Source organism: Streptomyces resistomycificus (assembly GCF_001514265.1).
GTDB lineage: Bacteria > Actinomycetota > Actinomycetes > Streptomycetales > Streptomycetaceae > Streptomyces > Streptomyces resistomycificus.
The window spans coordinates 369,712-394,883 of the sequence record NZ_KQ948989.1 but is presented as its reverse complement, the minus strand read 5'-3'; the positions used below and the strand labels follow the sequence as shown (position 1 = coordinate 394,883).

Here is a 25,172-nt window from a genome sequence, read left to right as displayed (position 1 = left end):
GCCGAGAGCTGTCCAACGGCGGGCAGCGCTTCTGAAGGAGGCCGACCAGTATGACCCGTTACGCGGCGCCGGGGACCGAGGGCGCGATCGTCTCCTACCAGGCGCGCTATGACCACTTCATCGGCGGCGAGTACGTGCCGCCGGCCCGCGGTCAGTACTTCGAGAACCCGTCGCCGGTGAACGGGCAGCCGTTCACGGAGGTCGCCCGTGGCACCGCGGAGGACGTGGAGCGGGCCCTGGACGCGGCGCACGCGGCGGCACCCGGCTGGGGTCGCACGTCGGTGACCGAGCGCTCCGCCATCCTGCTCAGGATCGCCGACCGGATGGAGGCCCACCTCGAGCCCCTGGCGGTGGCGGAGAGCTGGGAGAACGGTAAGCCGGTGCGCGAGACGCTGGCCGCCGACATCCCGCTCGCCGTCGACCACTTCCGCTACTTCGCGGGCGCGATCCGCGCGCAGGAGGGTTCGCTCGGCGAGGTCGACGACGACACGGTGGCGTACCACTTCCACGAACCGCTCGGCGTCGTGGCGCAGATCATCCCGTGGAACTTCCCCATCCTGATGGCGACCTGGAAGCTCGCCCCGGCACTGGCGGCGGGCAACGCGGTCGTGATCAAGCCCGCCGAGCAGACCCCGGCCTCCATCCACTACTGGATGAGCCTGATCGCCGATCTGCTGCCGCCGGGCGTGGTGAACATCGTCAACGGATTCGGCGCGGAGGCCGGCAAGCCGCTCGCGTCGAGTCCGAGGGTGGCGAAGGTCGCGTTCACGGGCGAGACCACGACAGGGCGGCTGATCATGCAGTACGCCTCGGAGAACATCAAACCGGTCACCCTGGAGCTCGGCGGCAAGTCGCCCAACCTCTTCTTCGACGACGTGTGGGCGAAGGACGACGACTTCCGCGACAAGGCGCTCGAAGGCTTCACGATGTTCGCCCTCAACCAGGGCGAGGTGTGCACCTGTCCGTCGAGGGCCCTCGTCCAGCGCGGCCACTACGCCGAGTTCCTGGAGGCTGCTGTCGCCCGCACCGAACTGATCCGGCCCGGCCATCCCCTCGACACGGACACGATGATCGGCGCCCAGGCGTCCAACGACCAGCTGGAGAAGATCCTTTCCTATATGGACATCGGCCGGCAGGAGGGCGCGAGGGTTCTCACCGGTGGTGAACGCATCGAGCACGACGGCGAGTTGAAGGGCGGCTACTACGTCCAGCCGACCATCTTCGAGGGCGACAACCGCATGCGTGTCTTCCAGGAGGAGATCTTCGGGCCGGTGGTCGCGGTGACCTCCTTCGACGACTTCGACGACGCGATGAAGATCGCCAACGACACGCTGTACGGCCTCGGCGCGGGCGTGTGGACGCGGGACATCAACACGGCGTACCGCGCGGGCAGGGCGATCCAGGCCGGCCGCGTCTGGACCAACTGCTACCACGCCTACCCGGCCCACGCGGCGTTCGGCGGCTACAAGCAGTCCGGGATCGGTCGCGAGACGCACAAGATGATGCTGGAGCACTACCAGCAGACGAAGAACTTGTTGGTCTCGTACTCGCCGAAGAAGCTGGGCTTCTTCTAGGCCGCTTGAAATGGGTGCCTAGCTGGTGAATTCACCAGCTAGTGTCATGCGCCAGAAATCCTGGGGGTTAGTTCTGCTCGGTTTTCTGGCTGGTGGTTCCGACTTTGGTGAGATAGTCGGCGAGGGAGTTGAGGATCTCGTCGGCTGTCTTGGTCCAGGTGACGGGCCGCGGGTTCTCGTTCCAGGTGTCGATCCACGCAGTGATGTCGTCCTCCAGCGCCTTCACGGAAGTGTGGACGCCGCGGCGGATGAGCTTGTCGGTCAGCAGGCCGAACCATCGCTCCACCTGGTTCATCCACGAGGAGCCGGTGGGGGTGAAATGGACGTGGAAGCGGGGGTGTTTGCCGAGCCACGTCCTGATGTCGGCGGTGTTGTGGGTGGCGTAGTTGTCGCAGACGAGGTGCACGTCGAGGCCGGCGGGCACCGCCTTGTCGATCCGGATCAGGAACTTCTTGAACTCGATCGCCCGGTGGCGGCGGTGCAGTGCCGATATGACGGTGCCATCGGCGATGTTGAAGGCGGCGAACAGGCTGGTGATGCCGCGCCTCAGATAGTCGTGGGTGCGGCGTTCGGGCATGCCCGGCATCATCGGCAGCACCGGCTGAGACCGGTCCAGCGCCTGGATCTGGCTCTTCTCGTCCACGCAGAGCACGACCGCCTTCTCGGGCGGGTGGTGGTACAGGCCGACAACGTCGACGACCTTGGCGACGAACTGTGGATCGGTGGACAGTTTGAAGGAATCCTGCAGGTGAGGCTTGAGGTCGAACCGTTTCCAGATGCGCCCGATCGTCGACTTGGACAGGCCGGTGCGCTGGGCCATCGAGGCCCGGGACCAGTGCGTGTCTCGGCCCGGGACCGACTCCAGGGTGGCCACGACGACCTCCTCGACCTGGTCGAGGAGGATCGAGGGCGGCCGGCCCGAGCGCGGCTCGTCCTGCAGGCCGTCGAGGCGTTTCGCGATGAACCGGTCCCGCCAGCGGTCCACGGTCGACCTGTCGATGCCGAGGTCGGCCGCGGCCTGCTGGTTCGTCCCGCCCTCCGCGCAGCGCAGCACGATCTTGGCCCGTAACGCGAGGAACTGGGCGGTCTTGGCCTGCCGAGCCCACTGCTGCAGCTGCCTGCGCTCAGCATCGTTGAGGATCAGGTCGGCCTTCGGCCGGCCAATCCAGCCGGCGTCCTCAAGCCCAGCCATCCGCTGTGCGGCGAAAGCCCGACGCCACTTGCCGACCGTCTTGGCCTGGACACCGATGAGCCCTGCGACACCCGCGTTTGACAGGCCGTCAGCACACGCCAAGATGATGCGGGCCTTCTCGGCCGAGCGCCGGTGCGGCATTTCCGTCCGGCGCACCAACTCGGCGCGCTCGGCCTCGGACAACGTGATCGCCACAGCAGAAGGCCCCGAATGCGACATGACGACAGGGTACTTACTAACCCCGAGGATTTCTGGCGCATGACACTAGGCACCCTCATTTCCCTTGCGTCTCAGAGCGCCCCGATCAACCCGCTCCTCCGAAATACCGATGCGCCAGACGGATCTTTCGGACCAGTCACGGACCAAGAAACGTGTAGTGCAGCTCGTTGTGAGTCCGGGGCACCACGGCCCGTCCGAGCCGGACGCGTTGACGTCGCAGTCGAAGGAGTGTCGTGGCCGGTCAAAGCAGCGTTGCCACAGCCTCGGCAGCAAGGTCTTCCAAGAGTTCAGCGGCCACCAGTTCCTCGACCACGGCGGAGCCGTGGTCTGTCATGGCCTGGGCCAACTCGGCATCCCACGGTGCTTCGGTGATGCGCCCGGCCTGAGGGCCGAGTGGGTGGCGGACGACCGCCGTACGGTAGTCGGCTGCCGTCATGCGCCAGGGGTGCGCCGGTGTCTTGTCCAAGACGTACGCAGCGATGCGGATGCCTTCGCCGTCGAAGTCGCCGTGGTAGCGGAGAGCGGCTCCGTGGTCCGCGAGCATGCGCAGAAGCTGGATCGCCGCACTGTTGGGCCAACCGGATGTGCAGACGAGCGGCGGAGAGTCCGCGCCGAAACGGCGTACGGCGAGAGCCAGGATGCTGGGGTTCTCCGTGACATGCACGACTGGTGCGGGGTGCGCTGCGAGGGAGAACTCGCCCGGAGACCGCAGTTGGGCGAGCGTCAGGCTGGCGGCCTGTCCGGCCTCGGCACAGACGCGAGCCACACAGGCGACCGTGCCGTCGCCGACGGGACGAAGTCCACCGACGAGAACGGTTGCTGACAGGTCATCGTCGGCGACACCTGCACGGGTCCACAGGGCTCGCCGGTCCGCTGAGGACTGCGGCGGTGCGGTGTCGTACAGGATCGTCAAGGCACGCAGGACGTAGTGGGACAAGGGCGTACCGTCGTCAAGTGCGTGCGCGTGTCCGCCCAGGACCCGGGCAGCGAAGACGGGCAGTGGCTCCGCCTGGGCGGGAAGTTCCGCGAGCACGGTGAGCGCGTCTGTGAGCAGGGATCGGGTGCGTCCCGCCGAGCCTGCGATCAGGCCGGTGGCCCGGCAAGAGGCAGCCCAGTCGGAGAGCACCGGCTGAGCCCGCACGGTGGCGTGACCGGCCAGCCAGGTCCACAGTTCGGCGCGTTCTCCCTCCTGGCGGCGCAGTTCTCCCGCCCGGTCGCCGAGAGGTCCGACGAGTTCGGTGACTATGTCGCGCACCGTGCGGCCGGACAACTCGGTGACGGCCTCTTCCAAGTGGGCGAGCGGGACCCACGGGTGAGAGGACGGTAGCCGGTCCAGGCCGAGGAGGTCGGCGAGGGCCTCGCGCTGGGCGTCGTCGAGCGGCCCGAGGCGCACCCGGGTGACGGGACGGCCGGACGAGAGGCGGATGTGGACCGTTTGCCAGAGCGGGCCGAGTTCGGGGCGCCGCAGGGCGCGTTCGCCCGGGACCGGTTCCGGGTGGGTCATCCCGCCTCCAGCTCGGTGCCGTTCCAGACGAAGCGGGCGCTGGTGACAGCGTCGTCGCCCCCGTCGGTGAGGAGTTGATGGACGGCGATGCCGGGCAGTTCGCCGTAGGTGCACCACTCGTGGTCCGACGTGACCATGAGGTCCAGGTCGAGGGCGGCGAGCAGGCCGAAGACCTGTCCACGGTTGACGGTGTCGACACCGACGAAGACCTCGTCCAGCAGAATCGGCCGGGGTGCCCGGGGCACGGCTTCGTAGTGGGCGGCGACGGCGGCGAACAGCGGCAGGTGCAGTGCGATGGCCTTCTCTCCGCCGGAGAGCGCGCCGTGCAGCTTCTTGGTCAGCGGTTGCCATCCGCTGCCGTTGGCCCGGTCCAGGCGGACGGTGAAGCGGTGCCAGGCGGTGTAGTCGAGCACTTCACCGAGCTGTTCCTCCCAGCTCGCGGCCGTGTCGCTGCCCTTGGCCTCCTCGATCCGGGCGCGGAAGAAGGCGTGCAGGGCTTCCCGATCGGTCTCGTTGACCCGGCCAGGGTCCTTGAGTAGCAACTGTCGGGCGGTGCGGGTGCCGTCCGGGAGATCGGGTCGGACGTCCCAGACAAGCTGGACGGCGACGTTGGAAGCGGTACGCACCCGCTCCAGGTGCCCGTTCATGCGGTCGACGAGTTCGCCGGCCTGGCGGATACGGGCTGCGAGGTGTCGGCGGATGTCGCCGGTGAGGATCTGGTCGAAGAGGCGTCGCTCCGCGGTGGTGATGTCGTCGCGACCGCGGTCGCGCTCCTGGGTGAGCGTGGTGAGCAGGCCCGTCGCGCCTACGCGCACGCCGTCGAGGGTGGCGGTGAAGAGCTGGATGTCGTCGTCGGGTTCCATCTCCAGGTCGGCACGGGCACCGAGGCGCTGACGGGCCTCGTGGACCGCTTCCGAGAGACGGGTCGCGGCGTCGCCGAGGTTGCGGGATGCGTGCGGCACGGCGGGCCAGGTGGCCGCTGTGGCACGGGCGGCCTCCAGGGTGGCTTTGGTGCCGCCCTCGGCGTCGAGTTCCGGTGTGATGCCTGCGTCCTCGGCCAGCCCGACCAGGCACAAGTGCCGGAACCGGTGTGCCGCGCCGTCCCGTGTCGCGACGGCCTGCTCCCGTATAGCGGCGTCCTGAGCACTGGTGGCCCGTAGTCCTCCGATACGTCCTTCCAGCCGCAGCAGGAGATCGGCGGCCCGGCCGGCTTCCTCTCGGCAGCGTCGCAGTTCTGCGCGAGCCTCGGCGACGCGTGCGACGATCTGCCGGTAGTCCTCGCCCACGGTGGCTTCCACCGCCGCCAGGCGCGCTGTGAGACCCGCCGCCTCCGCTTCGGCGGCAGCCGCCTCATTCGCTTGTTTCTCGGCAGCCCGGCGGGAACGGTCTGCCTGCGCGGCCAGCTGATGGGCCCCGTCGGCAGCGGCAGTGGTCGCGAGCAGGGCGTCCACCCAGCTGTCGGCGGCGTCCCGGAACCTGTCGATGTCGGCGGAGAGAGCACGCAACCGCTCACGGTCGGTGGCCAATCCGTGTTCCGCGGCCCGGCGGCTGAGCGTGCGCAGAGCGCCTGCCGCCGCGCTCTCGCATCGTGCGAGATGCCCGGCGGCATCACGCACGGCGTCGTCTCGCGCGGCCGCCTTCGCCTCGGCCAGGTCCCAGCCGCGTCGGCGGGCGTCGAGTTCCCGGTGGTCGGGACGGGCGGCGCGGTCGGCGTCCAGCTGGGCACGGCGAGCATCGAGGCCGCGCAGCTGGTCGTCGAGCCCGGCGAGGGAGGCGTTCGTCTCGGTGATGAGGTCGGTCAGTTCACCGATCCTGCGCTGCCGGGCCCGCTGTCGTGCAAGGGCACCGATGTGAGCCGGTTCCGGCTTGCTCCACGTCCCGGTGGCGAGGGCGAGACGCCAGGCGCCGTCGGCGGAGACGGCCGCGGGGTGACCGCCGGGAAGCGTGGTGCCGTACGCGACACCGGCGAGGATGCGGGTCACGGTGTTGGCCGGGACGGGTATGTCCTCCTCCGGCCTGAGCACGTCCAGCAGGCTGGGTCCCTGCGCGGTCACCGCCAGGGCTGCCTCGGCGCGGGTGTCGTGGCCCGGCAGCTTGATCCCGTCGTAGGGGCTGACCCAGGCATCCAGCAGGCCCGATGCCTCCAGCGCCGCCTCCACCGCTGCCTGGACGGGCGGGGGAACATCCTCGCGGAAGGCGACCAGCCGCCACAGTGGTGCTCCCGCCGTCGTCGTGCGGACCGTGGTACGGGTGGGCGGGGACAGAGGCGGGAGGTCGGTCTCTCCACTGAGCCGTCGCACCTCCGCCTCAAGTCGGCTCCGCTCGTCCCTCAGGTCCTGGCGTACGGCTCGGGCGGTGGCCTCCGCCGTGCCGATCTCCCGTTCCAAGGGGCGGGCGGCGGCTTCGATCAGGGCCGTCACCTCGGCCTCGGCCGCGGCTCTGGCCGCCAATTCCCCGGGATCGGCGATGCGCAGCTCCATGCAGCCTTCGGCCCAGGTGAGCAGCCGTTCCGCCTGTACGGCAAGGACGTCTTCCCAGGCTCCGGACGCCTCGTCCCGTCGGGCGATCGCCTCTGCGAGCCGGGTACGGGCATCATCCAGCAGATCCTCGGCGGCGCCCCGGGCGCGTACCGCACGATCGTGCTCGTCGATCGCCTCGTTGACGAGGGTGACTTGCTGCCGTCGGGCGGTGACCGCGCCGCGGAGCAGCCGACGGGCTCGTCGGGCACCGTTCTCGCCCGCCGCGCGTGTGACGCCGGAATCCTTGCCAGGCCCCGCCCTGTCAGGGAGGGCCACCCCGAGTTCCTCGTCGAGGATCACTCTGACCTCATGATGGATGGACTCCATGCCCGCTGCCCGAGCCGGCCGGCGTGCCTCCTCGGCGGCCTCGCGCGCGTGTCCGTCGAGTGTTCGGGCTCGCCCTGCGGCCTCCTCGGCGTGTCTCTGGTCCTCCTCCGCGCCGACCTGAGCGGCCTGGGCCGAGGCCCGCTGCCGACCGGCGGCGGCTGCCGCACCCTCGGTACGGCGTCGAAGCCGGTCCAGTTCCGCACCCTGCTTGTAGGCGTCGCGCTCGCGCAGCCCTTCGACGGTCTCGTCGAGGGAGTGTGCGCGCAGTTCCAGTTCCTCCCGCTGTGTCCGGGCGGACTCGCGTTGCGCCAACGCCTGTTCGAGATCGTCGGCGCTCTGACGGGCGACGCGGGTGAGGTTGTCCATCTCGGTGGTCGCCGAGATCAGCGCGGCGGAGCCGGCTCGCAGCACCCGCCTCGCGTAGGCGCGTTGCCGCGATGCGACGGTTTCGGCCGCCGTGACTTCGTCGTCGAGCCGCTTGAGATGTTCACGCTGCCGGTCCAGGCGCTCGAAACCCTCGGCGAGTTCGGCGATCTCGCCTTCGCCCAGTGGTGGCAGGGCACGGGACAGCAGGGTGGAGAGCAGGGACGGGTCGAGCCGCTCGGACAGTTTGGGCTGGCGCAGCTGAAGCAGGGCGGACAGCAGCGACTCGTAACGCTGCTCCGTCATGCCGCCGAAGAGTTCACGTCGTACGGCGGCTCGGTAGTCGGTGGCCGAGGAGTGCATGTGGCCACGGTCACCGAGGGCATCCGCGAGTGCGGCGCGGGTCAGCGGCTGTCCCGCCTCGTTGACGAGCTGGACACCGTCGGCGTGGCCGATCCGGGAGCCGGTGGTGAAGTAGTCGGCGTGCGCGCCGCTGGTGTGCACGCTGGCCTGCAGACGCGCCCCGCAGCCGAACCAGTGCTCGGTGCCGTCGTCGCCGACGCGACGGAACTCCATCCATACGTACCCGACGCGGGTCTTGCCCGAGGCGCCTTCACCCAGCAGGTTCCAGTGCATGGTGCGCTCCGACCCGCCGAACGTGGACAGACGGTTGGGGCGAAGGCTGGCGTCGAAGAGGAAGGGCAGCAGCAATTCCAAGGCCTTGGACTTGCCCGACCCGTTCTGGCCGCGCAACAGCAGACGGCCCTGGTGGAAGGTGAAGGTCTCGTCGTAGTAGCGCCAGACGTTGAGGATCCCCGCGCGGTACGGCTGCCAGCGGTGGCCGCCGGTATCCCCTGCTGATGCCGCCGTCGCCGCTGTCCTGGTCGAGCCAGTGGGCTCCGGCCGTCGCGGGAGGGGAAGCTCCGTCACGCTCACTGCTGGTCTCCTTCTACGACTTCTACGGCGACGGCATCGAAGGCCGGATCCGAACTCATCGTCTGCGTCAGGCGGTAGCGGTACGCGGCCGGGCACGCGACGACACGCCCTGAGGTCCTGCGGGCGAGACCGACGTCCCGCAGTACGCGTACGGCGTCGTCGGTCAGCCGGGCCGCACCCTCCTCGGACTGATAGGCCTTGGCCCAGCGCGGAAATCGGCGCAGCAGATCCGCTCCGGCTTTGGCGAGCTGTTCGGGCAGCAGGCCGGCGGGCGCGGCGCACAGTGGCTCCAGAAGGAGCAGCGCGGCGACCCGCGCGGTGGAGGTGTCGTCGGGAAGGCGGACATCGGTGGCGATCCCGTCCGGGTCCACGAGCAGGAAGCCCTCGGCCCGCTCCTCCAGGAGGAAGCCTGCCTGTTCGACCGACCGGCGCAGGATCTGCCGTCCGGTAAGGGAGGTCACGTACGCGAGCTCGTCCTCGGCAAGGTCGGCCCGGTACAGAACGGGGTCGTCGAAGAGGCGTCGCAGCACCGAGTGGCGCAGCCTCAGGTTGCGTTGTGCGTCCGTGGCGGCGGTCTCGTCGGACAGCTGGTCGCCGAGTGCACCGCCGTATCGGCGCTCCCGCACAAGGCCTGTGAGGAGTTCCTCAAACCGCGCGGGCACCTCGTCCAGGGGCGTGGCGAGCTGGGAGGCGCCGACGGGCGCGGCGGGCAGCCGCATCAGCAGCGTGGTGTCCACGCGGTAGAGGACCTTCGCCTCCGCGGACTCGACGTATGTCTCGGTCGTCCCGTCCACGGCGCCCAACACGTCGTACGACTCCAGCAGTTTCAGGACATCGACGAATGCCATCCGCTCCGGCCGGTGGACCGGGTCGAACGCGGCCAGCGCGGGGTCGGCCGCCGTGGCCTGTACGACGCGGTCGGCGAGCATACCGATGGTCGTCATCGGCATCGACAGCAACTCAGCTGCGGTCAGGCACAGCAGGACATAACGCCGACGGTCGAACGGAGCCCGGCCGGAACGCGCCCTGCGGGGCGGGCGGGAGCCGTCCGGGTTCGCGCGGACTTTGGCGAGGCGGGCGTAGCCGCGGCGGGGCTCCACGACCAGGCTCCAGCCGCAGGTGTAGTCGAACCACTGGGCCAGCGGTTCGCGTCGGCGTCGTACGAGTTCGAAGCCGGCCGGGTCGGCGGTGGCGGTCAGCAGTGGGTGGGCCAGCAGGAGACGGATGGCGCGCGCGACCTCCTCCCGTTCCGCGGCGGCCAGTTGGTTTGCGAGCGTGCTCATCCGGCTGCCTCCTCCGGCGCTGAGCGGAGGGCTGGAGAGACACGCGCCCCGCCCGCCTCCGTGATGTGGACGACGTAGTCCGGTCCGGTCAGTGAGCCCTTCGTGGTGCGCAGTACGGCGGTGCGCGCGTCCGGTGGCGGCGCCAGCGCGATCTCCACCCGGCCGTCCCCTGTAGTGGCGCGCCGCAGGCCACCCGCGTCCGGCGTGGCGGACAGCGCCCGGCCCAGCAGGTCGAGCAACCGGTCGAAGACAGCGGGATCCAACGCGCCGAAGGACGACAGACGCACGGGTCCGTCCGTCTCCAGCTCCTGCCAGGCACGAGCGAGTTCCGCTCGCTCCGCGCGGGCCCGCTCGGCGCGCTCGGCCCTGACCGCGGCGACGTCCCGCACCTTGCCCGTGCGGGTGAAGCGCTCCGTCCGCCCGCTGGTCCGCAGCAGCGCCGACACCTCCACCGGCGGGGCCTCGGACCAGGAATGGGACGACGGGATCAACTCCGGGTCGGGGTGGCCGAGATGAGCGTGGCGGGCCGGGCCGAGCCCGAAGGCCGCCGACCAGAGCCGGTGCAGATCCTCCTCCGCGGGAGCCGCCGCGAACCAGCGCGCCAGCTCCCGGAAGTCCTGCACCGCGCTGGAGGAGCGGCGCCGCGACTCGTTGATCCGCTCCAGGACCTGGAGCAGCGAGACGATGGCCCGCCGGGCTATGTCGTACAGCTGCTCGATCCGAGGCCGCGCCCCGCCGTCCGGCAGGAACCACGCCCGCAGGCCCGCCCAGCGCGCCCGCCGGCCCTCCAGCCAGCCGGCCGCGGGATCCGCACCGGCCACCGGCGGCAACTCGGCCCCGCGCAGGGCCCGCTCGCGCAACACGGCGATCCCCCGCTCCTCCACCCGCGCCACGGCAGCGGCGACCGCCTGCCCGCGCCGGTCGAGGTTGACCAGGAATTCCTGCAGGTAAGCCACGGTGGCGGCCTTCACTTCGCGGAACACGTCCAGATCCGCGCCCTCGGCGCGCAGGAGCCGCTGCAGTTCGCCGTTGAACGCCTTGGTGTTCTCCATCAGAGCGTCCAGATGCCCCTCCAGCTCCCGCAGCGTGCTGAAGATCCGCCGATCGGCCGAGGAGGGCTCGCTGGACAGCAGGCACAGTTCGTCCAGCCGGTCGGCGATCGCCTCCAGCACGGCCGTCTGGAGCGCGCCCGTCGAGGCGAGCACCTCAAGCGCGTGCCGCACCCCGGCGAGAGCGGCCTCACCCCGGCGCGTCAGCGAGTACTGCAAGTTGCGGCGCTCGTACTCCTCGGCGGTGCGGTAGTTCTCCGCATGGTTGTGCACCACGTCCAGCAGCTCCCACTGCACGAGCTTCTTGAGCACCTCATGCAGCTCGCCGTCCTCGACCACCGCCGCCCAGCCCACCCCACGCAGCCGTTCGCGCACCGCGTCGAGCCCCAGCGCCGTCTCCAGATGCTCGCCGGCCACGCCGAAGGCGTCCAGCACCGCCCCGTACAGGTCGGACCTGTCCACGGTCGTGAACCGGAACATCTCCGGTGGAACCCTGCGCATGCCTGCGGCACTCCTCCCCGGCCGCCTGAGCGACATCAGAATCCTCACGGTAGAGGGCGGTGCCGACATTCAGGGGCGTGTTACCAAGACTGCACAGCTCTGTTGACAGAGTCAACACGCAAACACTTACCTGGCTCACCAGTATCCGTGTACTGTAATGACTGTCTCACCGTCTGTTCTGACACGATGGGGCGCGCGGCAGCACAGCAGGGGGGGCGCGTTCACCCGGGGAACCCCGAGAGCGCGGCACGGAGCAGAGGAGCAGCAGTGACCCACGAGCTCGTCGGCGGCAGATTCCGCATCGGGCGTGTGATCGGCAGAGGCAACATGGGGGAGGTCCACCAGGCAGAGGACCTCGAGGCTTCCGAAGGAACTCCCGAGCGCACGGTCGCCGTCAAGACGATCCTCCGCCGCCGCACCGGCATCCGTATCGACACCGGCGGCGACACGAAGGCCGTGGAACGCTTCGCCCGTGAAGTGACCATCATGCGCCGGCTCGACCACCACCCCAACATCACCCGGCTCATCGCGGGTGGAATTGCCGCGGACCGCGAGGGTCTGCCCTATCTGGCCATGGAGCTGCTGGACGGCCGGTCACTACGTGACCTCATCGAGGAAGAGTCCCAGCTCCCGATCGTCTGGGCAGCCGCCATCGCAGCCCAGATCGCAGGCGGGCTCGCCACCGCTCACGCTCAGGGCGTGGTCCACCGGGACCTGAAGCCGGCCAACGTCATGCTCACGCGCGGCGGGACCGTCAAGGTCCTGGACTTCGGCATGGGCAGCATCGTCGACGACCCGGACCAGACCCGCCTGACCAGCACCGGCGTCAGCGTGGGCACGGCCCGCTACATGGCCCCGGAACAGTGCCAGGCCAAGCAGGTGTCCCAGGCCGCCGACCTCTACGCGCTGGGCTGTGTGCTGTACGAGATGCTGGTCGGCGTTCCGCCGTTCACGAGCGAGTCCGCGTTCGAGCTGGCCGAGCGACATGTGCACGATGACCCGGCTCCCCTCCGCCGGATCCGTGACGAGATCCCTTCGGAGCTCGCCCGCCTCGTGGACCGGCTGCTGGCCAAGAACCCCGCGGACCGCCCGGCCGACGCCGTGAGCGTGCGGGACGCGCTGCTGCCCCTCGCCGTACCGGCCGACGGAACGTGCCTCGTCCCCGGCTGGGGCGAGCTTGACCCGACGCGGCAGCCGCGGGCGACGGCTCCTGCACCGGTCCCCGCCTCAGGACAGTCGGCCCCGACGACCGCATCAGGCTCCGGTATGGATGTCTTCAACGTCCACCAGACGCTTATCCGTGACTACCGCTCCTTCACGGAGGGCGGCACCGTCATCCGCGATGAGCACATCAAGGCGTACGTCGCGAAGGACCTCGATGACAAGTCCCAGTGGCCGAACCCCTGGTTGTCGCTCAACCCGTTCTTCCAGGGCGGCGGCTCCGTGGTCGAGCTCGCCCAGCAGAAGGTGCTGCACCCGGAGTGTGCCCGCATCTTCCAGGCGAGGAAGACGAAGGACGGCACGGTCTGCGACGGCCGTCCCCTCAGGCTGCACCAGCACCAGCGCGACGCGATCGACGCCGCCGCGTCCGGCGCCTCCTACGTCCTGACGACCGGCACCGGCTCCGGCAAGTCGCTGTCCTACATCGTGCCGATCGTCAACAGGGTGCTGCACCAGCGCGACGCCGAGGGACCGAACGCCGAGAAGCGGGTACGGGCCATCATCGTGTACCCGATGAACGCGCTCGCCAACAGCCAGCTGGAAGAGCTGAAGAAGTTCCTCCACGACGGCTACGGCGACGGCAGGGAGCCCGTCACCTTCGCCCGGTACACCGGCCAGGAAGACGACGAGAAGCGCCGCGAGATCCGCAGGAACCCGCCGGACATCCTCCTCACCAACTACGTCATGCTGGAACTGATGCTGACCCGCCCGAACGACCGGGACAGCCTCATCCGCATGGCGCGCGGCCTGGAGTTCCTCGTCTTCGACGAACTGCACACCTACCGCGGCCGCCAGGGCGCCGACGTCGCCCTGCTGATCCGCCGCGTCCGCGAGGCCTGCCAGGCGGAGAACCTCCAGTGCATCGGCACATCGGCCACCATGTCGTCGGAGGGCACGCTCGAGGATCAGCGGCAGGAGGTCGCGCGGGTCGCGAGCACGCTCTTCGGTACGACGGTCCGGCCCGAGCGCATCATCGGCGAGACCCTGGTCCGCGCGACCGACGAGGCACCCGCCACCGTCCCCGCCGAGCGCCTCGTCTCCTCCGCCCCTCGCGCCTACGACGACCTCGTGCGTGACTCGCTGGCCCGCTGGATCGAGGACCGCTTCGGGCTGGCCGAGGACCCGGCCACAGGCCGTCTGGTACGTCGCTCGCCCGCCCAGGTCGAAGTGGCCGCCCGGGAGCTGCACGAGCTGTCGGGAGTGGACGAGGAGAGGTGCGCGACGGCGATCCGCGAGACACTGGAAGCCGGCTCGCAGGCGCTCAACCCGCGTACCGAGCGGCCCCTGTTCGCGTTCCGGCTGCACCAGTTCCTGTCCAAGGGCGACACGGTGTACGTGACCCTGGAGGACAAGAAACTCCGCGGCCTCACCCGGTCGTACCAGCTCGAACAGCCGGGCAGCGGCGGCAAGTTGCTGATGCCGCTGGCGTTCTGCCGCGAGTGCGGCCAGGAGTACCTCACGGTGTGGCGTACCGAGAAGGACGGCGAGGTCCGCTACGAGGCCCGGCGCGACACCTCGGCGACCGGCGGCCGCCAGGGCGACGGCTACCTCTACGTCGACCACGAGCGGGAGTGGCCGTCCAGCGTGCAGTACGCCGTGGACGACCGGCGACTGCCCGAGTCCTGGCTGGAGTTGGACGACAAGGGCCAGGAGGTCGTCAAGCGCGCCTATCGCGACCGCGTGCCGAAGGCCGTCACCGTCGACCCGTTCGGCCATGAGGGCCGCGGCGAGCTGAAGGCGGCGTTCATCCCGTCGCCGTTCCTGTTCTGTCTGCACTGCGGTGTGGCGTACGAGCAGACGCGCGGCCGGGACTTCGCCAAGCTGGCGACGCTGGACCAGGAGGGCCGTTCGTCAGCGACCTCGCTGGTCTCCGCGTCGATCGTCCGTTCGCTGAAGTCGGTGCCGGAGGAGGCCCTGGACAAGAAGGCCCGCAAGCTCCTCACCTTCGTCGACAACCGGCAGGACGCCTCCCTCCAGGCGGGCCACTTCAACGACTTCGTGCAGATCACCCAGTTGCGTGGGGCCCTGTACCGGGCGGCGCTGGAGGCGGGCGAAGACGGCCTGCACCACGAGGAACTGGCCTCGGCCGTGACCAACGCGCTGGCCGTCTCCTCCGTCGACTACACGGGCGACAGCGACCTGCCGCCGTCGCTCGCCCGCAACGCGGCCCGCACGCTGCGCGATGTGGTCGCCTTCCGCCTCTACCTGGACCTGGAGCGCGGCTGGCGCGTCACCATGCCCAACCTGGAGCAGACGGGCCTGCTGGAGATCGACTACGAGGACCTCGACTGGGTCGCCGCCAAGCAGGACCGCTGGGAGGGCACGCACCGGGCACTGTGCGATGCGGACCCCGCGCTGCGGGCCGAGATGATGAGGACGCTGCTGGACGAGATGCGCCGCTCGCTGGCTATCGACGTGGCGTACTTCCGCGACGAGGCCTTCGACTCCCTGCAACGGGCGAGCGAGGAACGGTTGGTGGACCCGTGGATGCTGTCCGCCGCGGACAAGCCCCGGGTGGGCACCGCCTACCCACATCCGTCGCGACCCGGCATGGACCGGTCGAGCCTGTTCCTGTCGGCACGCGGCAAGTACGGCAAGTACCTGCGGCGCGCGGACCGCGCCTTCCGCCACCTCGACCCGGACGACATCCAGCTGATCATCACCGAACTGCTGAAGGTGTTGACCAAGGCGAGCCTGGTCAAGGAGGTCGAGGCGGCGCCCCAGCGGGCCGGGCGCTACCGCAGGGCATCGTCCGGTACCGCGACCGGATACCGGGTCGCCGCCCAGTCGCTGGTGTGGCGGGCGGGCAAGGGCGAGTCGGGCGCCCATGACCCGCTGACGCGTACGTACCAGAGCGGTGACGGCCCCCGCATCAACACGTTCTTCCTCACGCTGTACCGGGAGACGGCCAACGCCCTGTCGGGCCTGTACGCCCGCGAGCACACGGCACAGGTGTCGCCGGAGGACCGCGAGGCACGCGAAAAGGCCTTCCGTGAAGCGGAGTTGAAGCTGCTCTACTGCTCCCCCACGATGGAGCTGGGCGTCGACATCTCCGAGCTCAACGCGGTGATGATGCGCAACGTGCCGCCCACGCCCGCCAACTACGCCCAGCGTTCGGGCCGCGCGGGCCGCAGTGGCCAGCCCGCCCTGGTGACGACGTACTGCGCGACGGGCAACAGCCACGACCAGTACTACTTCCGCAACTCCGAGCGGATGGTCGCGGGTACAGTCGCACCCCCGCGCCTCGACCTGGCCAACGAGGACCTGGTTCTCTCCCACCTGCAGGGCATCTGGATCGCGGAGGCGGGTCTGAGCCTGGGCCGTTCCGTCCCTGAAGTACTCGATGTGACGTTCCCGGACACCGGCGACCGCCCGGACCCGGACTTGCCCCTGCTGTCCGAGATCCAGCTGGCCGCGCGGGACGAGAACGCCCGGCGGCGCACGGTGAACGCGGCCCTGCGCGTGCTCGCCCCGCTGATCGACGACTTCACCGACACCACCTGGTGGCACGACGACTGGATCGACGACAAGGTTCGGACCGTCGCCGAGCGCTTCGACCGAGCCTTCGACCGCTGGCGCGACCTGTTCCGGTCGGCGCTGACCGACCAGTACGTCCAGAACAAGCGGCGCCTCGACTACAGCCTCACCGAAGGTGACCGGCAGCGCGCCCGGAGCCGCCGTGATGTCGCCGAACACCAGCTCGCCCTGCTGCGGAACGAGACCACGGACAGCAGATCGGTCCTCTCGGACTTCAACCCGTATCGCTATCTGGCCTCCGAGGGCTTCCTGCCCGGCTACAGCTTCCCGCGCCTGCCGCTGGCCGCGTACATCCCGACGATCGGCCGTCGCCGCGGTGACGGCGACTACCTCCAGCGTCCCCGCTTCATGGCCATTCGCGAGTTCGGCCCCGGTGCGCTCATCTACCACGAGGGCGCTCGCTACCAGGTGACCCGTGTCCAGCTGCCACCGGACTCCTCCGGCGAGCTGACCACCGATGAGGCCCGCCGCTGCACGCACTGCGGCTACCACCACGATCCCAAGGAACGCGAGGATCGCTGCGACTTCTGCAAGGAACCGCTCGGCGCGGCCACGTACGGCCTGCTGCATCTGCACACCGTGTACACGAGCCGCCGTGAGCGGATCTCCTCCGACGAGGAGGAGCGCCGCCGGGCTGGCTTCCGGCTCCAGACGTCGTACCGCTTCCATGACCACGGCGCCCGCAAGGGCCGCGTCAACGCGACGATCGCCGATCCGGAAGGTCAGCTCGCGAAGATCGCCTACGGCGACTCCGCGACCGTCCGCATCACCAACACGGGCCGGGTGCGCGCCAAGCGGGACGAGCCGGCAGGCTACTGGCTGGACCTCGGCGACGGCCGCTGGATGAACGACAAGGACGCGGCCGAGGCGTCCGGCGACTCCGCCGAGCTGCCGTTGGTGGATTCCGACGGCAACGAGCGGCGCCGCAAGAAGCGGGTCATCCCCTACGTCGAGGACCGGCGCAACATCCTCGTCGTCACCCTCGACGAGGCGCTGCCCGAGCCGATCGCGCTCACCCTGATGTACGCGCTGGAGCGTGGCATCGAGAACGCGTTCGAGCTGGAGGACGCCGAGTTGGCCGCCGAGCTGCTGCCGCCGGACGACGGCCCGCGGCGCCGCATCCTGTTCACGGAGGCCGCCGAAGGTGGCGCGGGTGTCCTGCGCCGTCTCCAGGCGGAGGACGACGCCCTCGCCAAGGCGGCCCGCCGCGCCCTGGAGATCTGCCACTTCTCGGCGGACGGCAAGGACGAGGGCGGCAAGGAACACCGCCCCGACCGCCCCTGTGCGCGCGGCTGCTACGACTGCCTGCTCACGTACGGCAATCAGCTCGACCACGCCCAGATCGACCGGCGCACGGTGGCCGCCCTGCTGGTCCGGTTTGCTTCGGCCACGGCGGAGCGGGAGTCACGGGGGGAGTCCCGCTCGGAACAGTTCCGGCGGCTTCTCAACGCCCCCGAGCCCACGCCTGTGGAAGTCTCCGCCGGCGAACTGGCAGCCCAGGGCGACTTCCTGGGCTGGGCCAAGGCTCGAGGCCTGCGTCTTCCTGACGAGAAGGACGTCTTCCTGACGGAAGCAAACGCGGCACCCGACTTCGTCTACCGGCTGGCGGGCGCCAATGTCGCCGTGTTCGTGGACGGCCCGGCGGCAGAGGTGAGCGCCCTGCGCGACGCCGACGCCGAGGAGCGGCTGTACGACGCCACCTGGGACGTCGTCCGCTTCCCGCACGGCGCCGACTGGGACGCCATCGCCCATGCCCACGCCCGCTACTTCGGCTCTCCGGCCGCGAACTGACCGACCACCAAGAGGATTTGACGATCGCTATGGCATTCACGTTCTCCGCCGGATCCCTGGTGACGGCCCGTGGCCGCGAGTGGGTGGTACTCCCCGAGAGCCAGCCCGACCTGCTCGTCCTACGCCCGCTGGGCGGCTCGGACGACGACATCGCGGCGGTGCTCCCGTTCGAGCCCGTCGAGGAGGCCCGCTTCGCCCCACCCGAGCCGTCCGACCTGGGCGACCAGCGGGCCGCCGGTCTGTTGCGCACTGCATTGCGGGTGGGCTTCCGCTCAGGCGCCGGCCCGTTCCGCTCGCTGGCGGGCATCGCAGTGGAGCCGCGCGCATATCAGCTCGTGCCCCTCCTGATGGCGCTGCGCCAGAAGACCGTTCGCATGCTGATCTCGGACGACGTCGGCATCGGCAAGACCATCGAGGCAGGCCTTGTCGCCAGCGAGATGCTGGCGCAGGGAGAGGCCACGGGCCTGGCGGTGCTGTGCAGCCCGGCTCTCGCCGAGCAGTGGCAACAGGAGCTGCGCGGCAAGTTCGGCATCGACGCCGAACTGGTGCTGGCGTCGACGGTCTCCCGTCTGGAGCGGGGCCTGGACCTCGGCCAGTCCCTGTTCGACAAGTACCCGAACGTGATCGTCTCCACGGACTACATCAAGTCCCCGCGCCACCGCGACGACTTCGTACGCCACTGCCCCGACCTGGTGATCGTCGACGAGGCGCACACCTGCGTGGCCGCCGACGACACCTCCACGAGCGCGCAGAGCCAGCTGCGCTACGAGCTGTTGCGCCGCGTGGCCGAGGACCCCGACCGGCATCTGCTGCTGGTGACGGCGACCCCGCACAGCGGCAAGGAGTCGGCGTTCCGCAATCTACTCGGCTTGGTCAAGCCGGAGCTGGCGGACGTGAGCCTGGAGTCGGAGTCGGGCCGAAAGCTCCTGGCCCAGCACTTCGTGGCGCGCAAGCGGGCGGACGTAAGGCAGTACCTCACGAAGGAGGACGGCCTCGCGGACGACTCGCTCGCCGAACGCACGGCCTTCCCGTCGGACCGCTACTTCAAGGACGAGACGTACAAGCTCTCCCCCGAGTACCGCGCCCTGCTGGACGACGCGATCGCCTACGCGAGTGAGCGCGTCGAGGAAGCGGGGGGCCAGGGCAAGCGGGAGGCGCGGATCGCCTGGTGGTCGGCGATCGCGCTGCTGCGCTCGCTGATGTCGTCGCCGGCGGCGGCCGCGCAGACGCTGACGACGCGTTCGGCGGCGGCGATCGCGGCGAGCGCGGAGGAGGCCGACAAGCTGGGCGCTCCGCTCAACAGCGACGCGGCGGACAGCGACACCCTGGAGGGCATGGACGTGGCGCCGGGCGCGGAGACGGACGAGGGGCCCGTGAAGTCGCGTTTGGCGGAACTGGCGGAGCTCGCCGAGCAGTTGAAGGGCCCGGAGAAGGACCTGAAGCTGAAGGCGCTCATCAAGCACCTCAAGGCGCTGCTGGCGGACGGCTACAACCCGATCGTCTTCTGCCGCTACATCCCGACGGCCAAGTATCTGGCCGCTCAGCTGGAGAACGACCCGGAGAAGAAGAAGCGCAGCCCGCTGGGCGCGAAGACGGTTGTCAGGGCGGTCACCGGCGAGCTGTCACCGCAGCAGCGCATTGAGCGGATCGAGAAGCTGGCGACGGAGGCCGGCGCGGACGCGGCGGCCCGCCGGGTGCTGATCGCCACGGACTGCCTGTCGGAGGGTGTGAACCTCCAGCACCACTTCGACTCGGTCGTCCACTACGACCTGGCCTGGAACCCCACTCGCCACGACCAGCGCGAGGGCCGCGTCGACCGTTACGGTCAGCGCCGCGACGAGGTCCGGGTCATCACCCTGTACGGCGACGACAACGGCATCGACGGCAAGGTCCTGGAGGTGCTGATCCAGAAGCACCGTCAGATCAAGAAGGACTTGGGCATCTCCGTCTCGGTCCCGGACGAGCTGTCGACGGGCGTCACGGACGCGATCGTCGAGTGGCTGCTGATGCGAGGCCGGGACGACCAGGACGCCCTCTTCAGCGCCGACGCCTTCAAGGTGAGCACGGAGAAGCTGGAGAGCGACTGGAACTCGGCGGCGGAGCGCGAGCGCGCCTCCCGCTCCCGGTTTGCGCAACGCTCGATCCACCCGGAGGAGGTGGCCCGCGAGGTCGCCTCCATCCGGGCGGCGCTGGGTGGCACGGGCGAGATCACGACGTTCGTACGGGAGTCCCTGAGCGCCCTGAACGCCGTACTGCGCGGCGACGGCGAGGACTTCACGGCACAGGTTGGCGGCACCCCGGCGGGCCTGCGGGACGCCATCGCATCGACCGTCGGCGCGGAGGTGGTAGAGAAGGACCGCGAGATCCCGTTCCGCAGCGACCCCGCCGTGACGCGCGGGGAGGCGGCGCTGGTCCGCACGGACCCGGTGGTGGGAGCCCTGGCGTCCCATGTCCTGAACGCCGCGTTGGACACCCAGGCCGAGGGCGCCCGCCCGGCACGCCGCTGCGGGGTGATCACGACGGATGCGGTGAGTACGAGGACGACGCTGCTGCTAATCCGCTACCGCTTCCACCTCACGCTGCCGTCGAGGAACGGTGAGCGACAGCTGGTGGCGGAGGACGCGAGGCTGCTGGCCTTCGAGGGGGCGCCGAGAAACGCGGTGTGGCTGCCGCAGGAGCGGGCCGCCGAATTGCTGGACGCGACGGCGTCGGACAACACCGACCCGCACTTCGGGGAGCGGACGATGACCCGCATCCTCGATCAACTGCCGGATAAGAATGGCTATTTGGAGACCTACGGCGACGAACTGGCGGCCGAGCTGCTCGCCGCCCACCGCCGGGTGCGCACCGCGTCCGGCGAGATCATCCGTGGTCTGTCGGTCACGGCCCAGAAGCCGGCCGACATCCTCGGCGCCTACGTCTACCTGCCCGCCGCTGCTTCCGTTCCCGCTGGAGTGTCCGCCTGATGTCCGCCACCACCCGCAACCAGGCGTTCATGTCCGTCCACACCGTCGGAGGACTGCTTCCCACCGACATGCTGCTCCGGATCTCGGAGGGCAAGGACGTCCCCGGCTGCAAGCCCGCCGACTACGGCCTGCCGTCCTCCCGTTCGGTGCGGGACGAGGCGGAACGCAGCTGGGAGTACCTCAAGCCGCTGTGGCGGGAGCTGCGCACACGGCTGTCGGAGAATCGAGAGACAGGCGTCCCCGCGGCCGACCCGACGGGTCTCGCCGACACCGACTGGCTGGCTCCCCTCTGGCGTGAACTGGGCTTCGGCCGACTCACGGCGGTGGGCCCGGCGGGCGTTACGGCGGACTCCGACGCGGAGAAGAAGTTCCCGGTCTCCCATCGCTGGGGCAGCGCCCTGTTCCACCAGGCGGCCTGGAACGCCAACCTGGACAAGCGGCCCGGCGGCGCGGGCACGGTCCCGCCGCAGTCGATGCTCCAGGAATGCCTGAACCGAACCGAGGCCCACCTTTGGGGCACCCTCACGAACGGCCGCCAGGTCCGCCTGCTCCGGGACTCCAGCGCGCTCGCCACGGCGTCGTACGTCGAGTTCGACCTTGAGGCGATCTTCGACGGCGAGCTGTTCAGCGAGTTCGTGCTGCTGTACCGGCTGCTGCACGCCTCGCGGTTCGAGGTGGCGGAGGGGGCGGCGCCTTCCTCCTGCTGGCTGGAGTCCTGGCGCACGGCGGCCATCGAGTCGGGCACACGCGCCCTGGAGCACTACCGCGACGGAGTCCAGCAAGCCCTGGCAGCCCTCGGCACGGGCTTCTTGCGTCACCCCGACAACACGGCCTTGCGGGAGGGTCTGGACCCGTCGGCACTCCAGTCCGCGCTGCTGCGCCTGGTCTACCGGCTGATCTTCCTGTTCGTAGCCGAGGACCGCGGCGCGTTGCTGGACCCCGAGGCCGGCGAGCAGGCTCACGACCGCTACCACAAGTACTTCTCCACGGCCCGGCTGCGGGAACGCTCGCAGCGCAGGCAGGGGACAGCGCACAGCGACCAGTACGCCGCCGTTGAGTTGATCCTCGCCGCGCTCGGTGACGAACAGGGACAGCCGGAGCTGGGTCTGCCGGGGCTGGGTGGCCTGTTCAACGCGACGGAGGCTGACAGGCCTCTGCGCGACGCCCGGCTCTCCAACCGGTACTTCCTGGAGGCGGTACGTCATCTCGCGCGCGTCCGAGACGCCGACTCCGGGCGCTGGCGGTCAGCCGACTATCGGCACATGGGCGCCGAGGAGTTGGGGTCGGTGTACGAGGCGCTGCTGGAGCTGGTGCCGAAGCACAGTGCGAGCAAGCGGACCTTCGAGTTGGTCGACCGGGCAGGCAACGACCGTAAGAAGACCGGCAGTTACTACACCCCGTCCGCGCTGACCGAGACGCTGCTGGACTCGACGCTGAACCCGGTGATTGACGCCGCTGTCGTGCGGGGCGAGGAGCGGGCCCGGTCCGAGGGCCTTGCTGACCCCGCCGGGACGATCGTCGAGGAGCTGCTGTCCCTGACGGTCTGCGACCCGGCCTGCGGCTCGGGCCACTTCCTCGTCGGCGCCGCCCGTCGTATCGCCAAGCGGGTCGCCTCGGTACGGGAGCGTCTCCCCGAGCCGACCGGCGATGCGGTGAGCGAGGCCATGCAGGAGGTCGTCGCCCGGTGTGTCTACGGGGTGGATCTCAACCCCATGGCGGTGGAACTGGCCAAGGTGTCCCTGTGGCTGGAGGCCATGAAGCCGGGGCGCGCACTCGGTTTCCTCGACGCGCACGTCAAGCACGGCAACGGCCTCATCGGTGCAACGCCAACGCTGATGAAGGACGGCATCCCCAACCGCGCGTTCAAGAAGACCGAGGGCGACGACGAGGCTTTCGCCAAGCGCCTGTTCAACGAGAACGACCAGCAACGGACCGGCCAGGGGCTGCTGTTTGAGGCGGAGGAGAAGGAGCCGACGGTCGCCAACACGGCCTTCGCGACGGGGTTGCGCCGGATCACGTTCGCACCTGGCCAGAGGCTGGTGCACGTACGTCGTAAGGAAGAGGCGTTCAAGGCCTGGTCGACGTCCGCGGAGTATCTGCGGATGCTGCACCGTGCCGATGCGTGGTGTGCCGCGTTCGTCTGGGAGAAGCGGGAGGATGCGCCGCCGGCCATCACCCACCAGGTGTTCCGGGGGCTTGAGGATCCGGAGGGGGATGCGGCTCCGCGGTCTACTCACGATGAGATCGTGCGGTTGCGGGATCAGTATGCGTTCTTCCACTGGCATCTGGAGTTTCCCGAGGTTTTCCATGTGCCGGAGGAGGGTTCGGGGTCGGAAACGGGTGCGTCGGGGGTTGATCCTGCGACGGGCTGGGCGGGGGGATTCTCTTGCGTGGTGGGGAACCCGCCTTGGGACAAGGTCGACTTCGAGGACAAGAAGTACTTCAGCGTTGTCGATCCGGAGATCGCGGCAATCTCGGGGACGGCTCGGCGGACGCGGATTGTGGAGTGGGAGCGGGAGCATCCGGCGGAGGGGGCGCGGTATCGGGAGGCGCGCCGGACTGTTAAGGGGACGTTCCATTTTGCGGGGGACTCGGAGGTCTTTCCGTTGTGCGCAAAGGGATTGACAGTCAAAGGCGTCACCATGCTCCAGACAGACACCCTGTTCGCTGAGCGTATGTCAACTCTGGTGGCATCACAGGGGCGGTTCGGGGTGATCCTGCCGACGGCCATCGCAACAGCAGCAGGCGCGCAGCACCTCTTCTCGGATGTTACGCGACGGGGAGCGCTGGTCTCGCTCTTCGACTTTGAGAACCGCCGGCCCAAGAGTCCAGCCCTACCGCAGGGTGGCAAGTGGTTTGAGAGCGTAGATTCCCGCTACAAGTTTTGCCTGATTTCCCTTACAGGCCGCGCCGCGCCAGAGCCCGCCGCTCAATACGGTTTCTTTCTCTCCGACATCGGCGATCTCGACAATCCTGAGCGCGTATTCACTCTGAGTCCCGAGGACCTCACTCTCATCAATCCCAACACAGGCACGCTCCCTATCTTCCGGAACCGACGTGACGCAAACTTGACGACGGGGATTTACCGAAGGATGCCCGTGTTGTGGCACGAAGGCCGCCGAGACGGTAACCCGTGGGAGATGGCCTTCAAAGCAACCTTGTTCCATATGACCGACGACTCCGACCTCTTCCGCGCGAGCGGACGGCTGGAAGATGACGGCTGGCAGTTGGAAGGCAATACCTTTGTGCGAGGGGAAGAGCGAATGCTTCCGCTATACGAAGCCAAGATGGTCAACTTCTTCAATCACCGTGCCGCAGATGTGGTGAAGAGCCTGACAGCTCTTAACCGACAGAACCAGCCAAGTTATCTGACCGCCGAGGAACTTCAGGATCCGGCCCGCTTGGCAACCCCTCTCGCCTGGGTCCAGGAGGGCGGGACGATCAAGAGCCGCCGCCGCGGCAAGGACGTCAAGGTTCCGGGTGTCAACATGCGCCTCGATGAGGTGAAATGGGAACGCGATTGGCTGTGCGGCTGGTGCGACGTCACTGCGTCGACCAACGAACGCACCGCGATTCCCGCCTTTCTCCCCCGCGCGGCCGTGGGTCACACGTACCCATTGATGCTCCCCCGCGTCTCCCCACCGCTGGTGGCCGCACTCTTGGCCACCCAGTCCTCCCTGGTCTTCGACTTCGTAAGTCGCCAGAAGATCAGCGACGCCCACATGAAGCTGTTCGTGTGGAAACAACTCCCCGTCCCCACCCCCACCACCCTCGAACCCCACGTCCCCTTCCTCCTCCCCCGCGTCCTAGAACTCGTCTACACGGCCTACGACATGTCGCCCCTCGCCCGCGACCTGGGCGACGAGGGCCAGCCGTTTCTCTGGGACGAGGCACGACGGTCCCAACTGCGGGCCGAGTTGGACGCGTACTTCTTCCACCTGTACGGCATCTCGGCCGAGGACACCGACTACGTCCTGGAGACGTTCCAGTCGGAGTCAGGCGGCCTGAAGCACAACGAAATCGGGAACTTCGGCGAATACCGAACCAAGCGCCTCGTGCTCACAGAGTACGAGCGTATGTCGGGCACCGGACTGTCCCTGGAGAAGCCCCTCAACGACGGTGAGACCTACACCTCTCCCCTGACCCCACCTCCAGGTCACGGACTCCGTCATCCGTCCTGACGCAGATCA

9 protein-coding genes are annotated in these 25,172 nt (G+C 69.2%); 4 read left to right on the top strand and 5 right to left on the bottom strand.

Features of this window, described 5'->3' with window-relative positions; translation table 11 throughout:
• The first annotated feature begins 50 nt into the window (after nucleotides 1-50).
• A complete protein-coding gene (exaC, locus tag AQJ84_RS06935; RefSeq protein WP_030037704.1) occupies nucleotides 51-1,574 on the top strand; it encodes an acetaldehyde dehydrogenase ExaC in 1,524 nt (507 codons plus the stop codon).
• 67 nt (nucleotides 1,575-1,641) lie between these two features.
• Here the strand turns inward: exaC and AQJ84_RS06930 are convergent, their stop codons facing one another.
• The 5 genes from AQJ84_RS06930 to AQJ84_RS06910 form a co-directional block, all read right to left on the bottom strand.
• Nucleotides 1,642-2,985, bottom strand: a complete 1,344-nt coding sequence (locus AQJ84_RS06930; RefSeq protein ID WP_164872978.1) for an IS630 family transposase — start codon at nucleotides 2,983-2,985, stop codon at nucleotides 1,642-1,644.
• Between the two features lie 241 nt (nucleotides 2,986-3,226).
• Nucleotides 3,227-4,489: a TIGR02679 family protein gene (locus AQJ84_RS06925; RefSeq protein WP_053191627.1), complete on the bottom strand. Its 1,263-nt coding sequence runs from the start codon at nucleotides 4,487-4,489 to the stop codon at nucleotides 3,227-3,229.
• Nucleotides 4,486-8,634, bottom strand: coding sequence for a TIGR02680 family protein (locus AQJ84_RS06920; RefSeq protein WP_053191625.1), 4,149 nt, complete (start codon nucleotides 8,632-8,634; stop codon nucleotides 4,486-4,488). The genes AQJ84_RS06925 and AQJ84_RS06920 overlap by 4 nt, the downstream gene beginning before the upstream one ends.
• Nucleotides 8,631-9,917, bottom strand: coding sequence for a TIGR02678 family protein (locus tag AQJ84_RS06915; RefSeq protein WP_053191623.1), 1,287 nt, complete (start codon nucleotides 9,915-9,917; stop codon nucleotides 8,631-8,633). Before AQJ84_RS06915 ends, AQJ84_RS06920 begins: the two co-directional genes overlap by 4 nt.
• Entirely contained in the window at nucleotides 9,914-11,467 is a 1,554-nt protein-coding gene (locus tag AQJ84_RS06910; RefSeq protein WP_030037710.1) for a TIGR02677 family protein, read from the bottom strand. Before AQJ84_RS06910 ends, AQJ84_RS06915 begins: the two co-directional genes overlap by 4 nt.
• Before the next feature lie 267 nt (nucleotides 11,468-11,734).
• On the opposite strand from AQJ84_RS06910, the gene AQJ84_RS06905 reads away from it, so the two are divergent.
• Genes AQJ84_RS06905 through AQJ84_RS06895 form a run of 3 tightly spaced genes read left to right on the top strand, consistent with a single transcriptional unit; the run spans nucleotide 11,735 to nucleotide 25,163 of the window.
• Nucleotides 11,735-18,016 carry a protein kinase domain-containing protein gene (locus AQJ84_RS06905; RefSeq protein WP_053191621.1) on the top strand — a complete coding sequence of 2,094 codons (6,282 nt, stop codon included), beginning with the start codon at nucleotides 11,735-11,737 and terminating at the stop codon, nucleotides 18,014-18,016.
• Between the two features lie 29 nt (nucleotides 18,017-18,045).
• Entirely contained in the window at nucleotides 18,046-20,982 is a 2,937-nt protein-coding gene (locus AQJ84_RS06900; protein ID WP_030037715.1) for a DEAD/DEAH box helicase, read from the top strand.
• Nucleotides 20,982-25,163, top strand: coding sequence for an Eco57I restriction-modification methylase domain-containing protein (locus tag AQJ84_RS06895; protein WP_053191619.1), 4,182 nt, complete (start codon nucleotides 20,982-20,984; stop codon nucleotides 25,161-25,163). Before AQJ84_RS06900 ends, AQJ84_RS06895 begins: the two co-directional genes overlap by 1 nt.
• Nucleotides 25,164-25,172 lie beyond the last annotated feature (9 nt).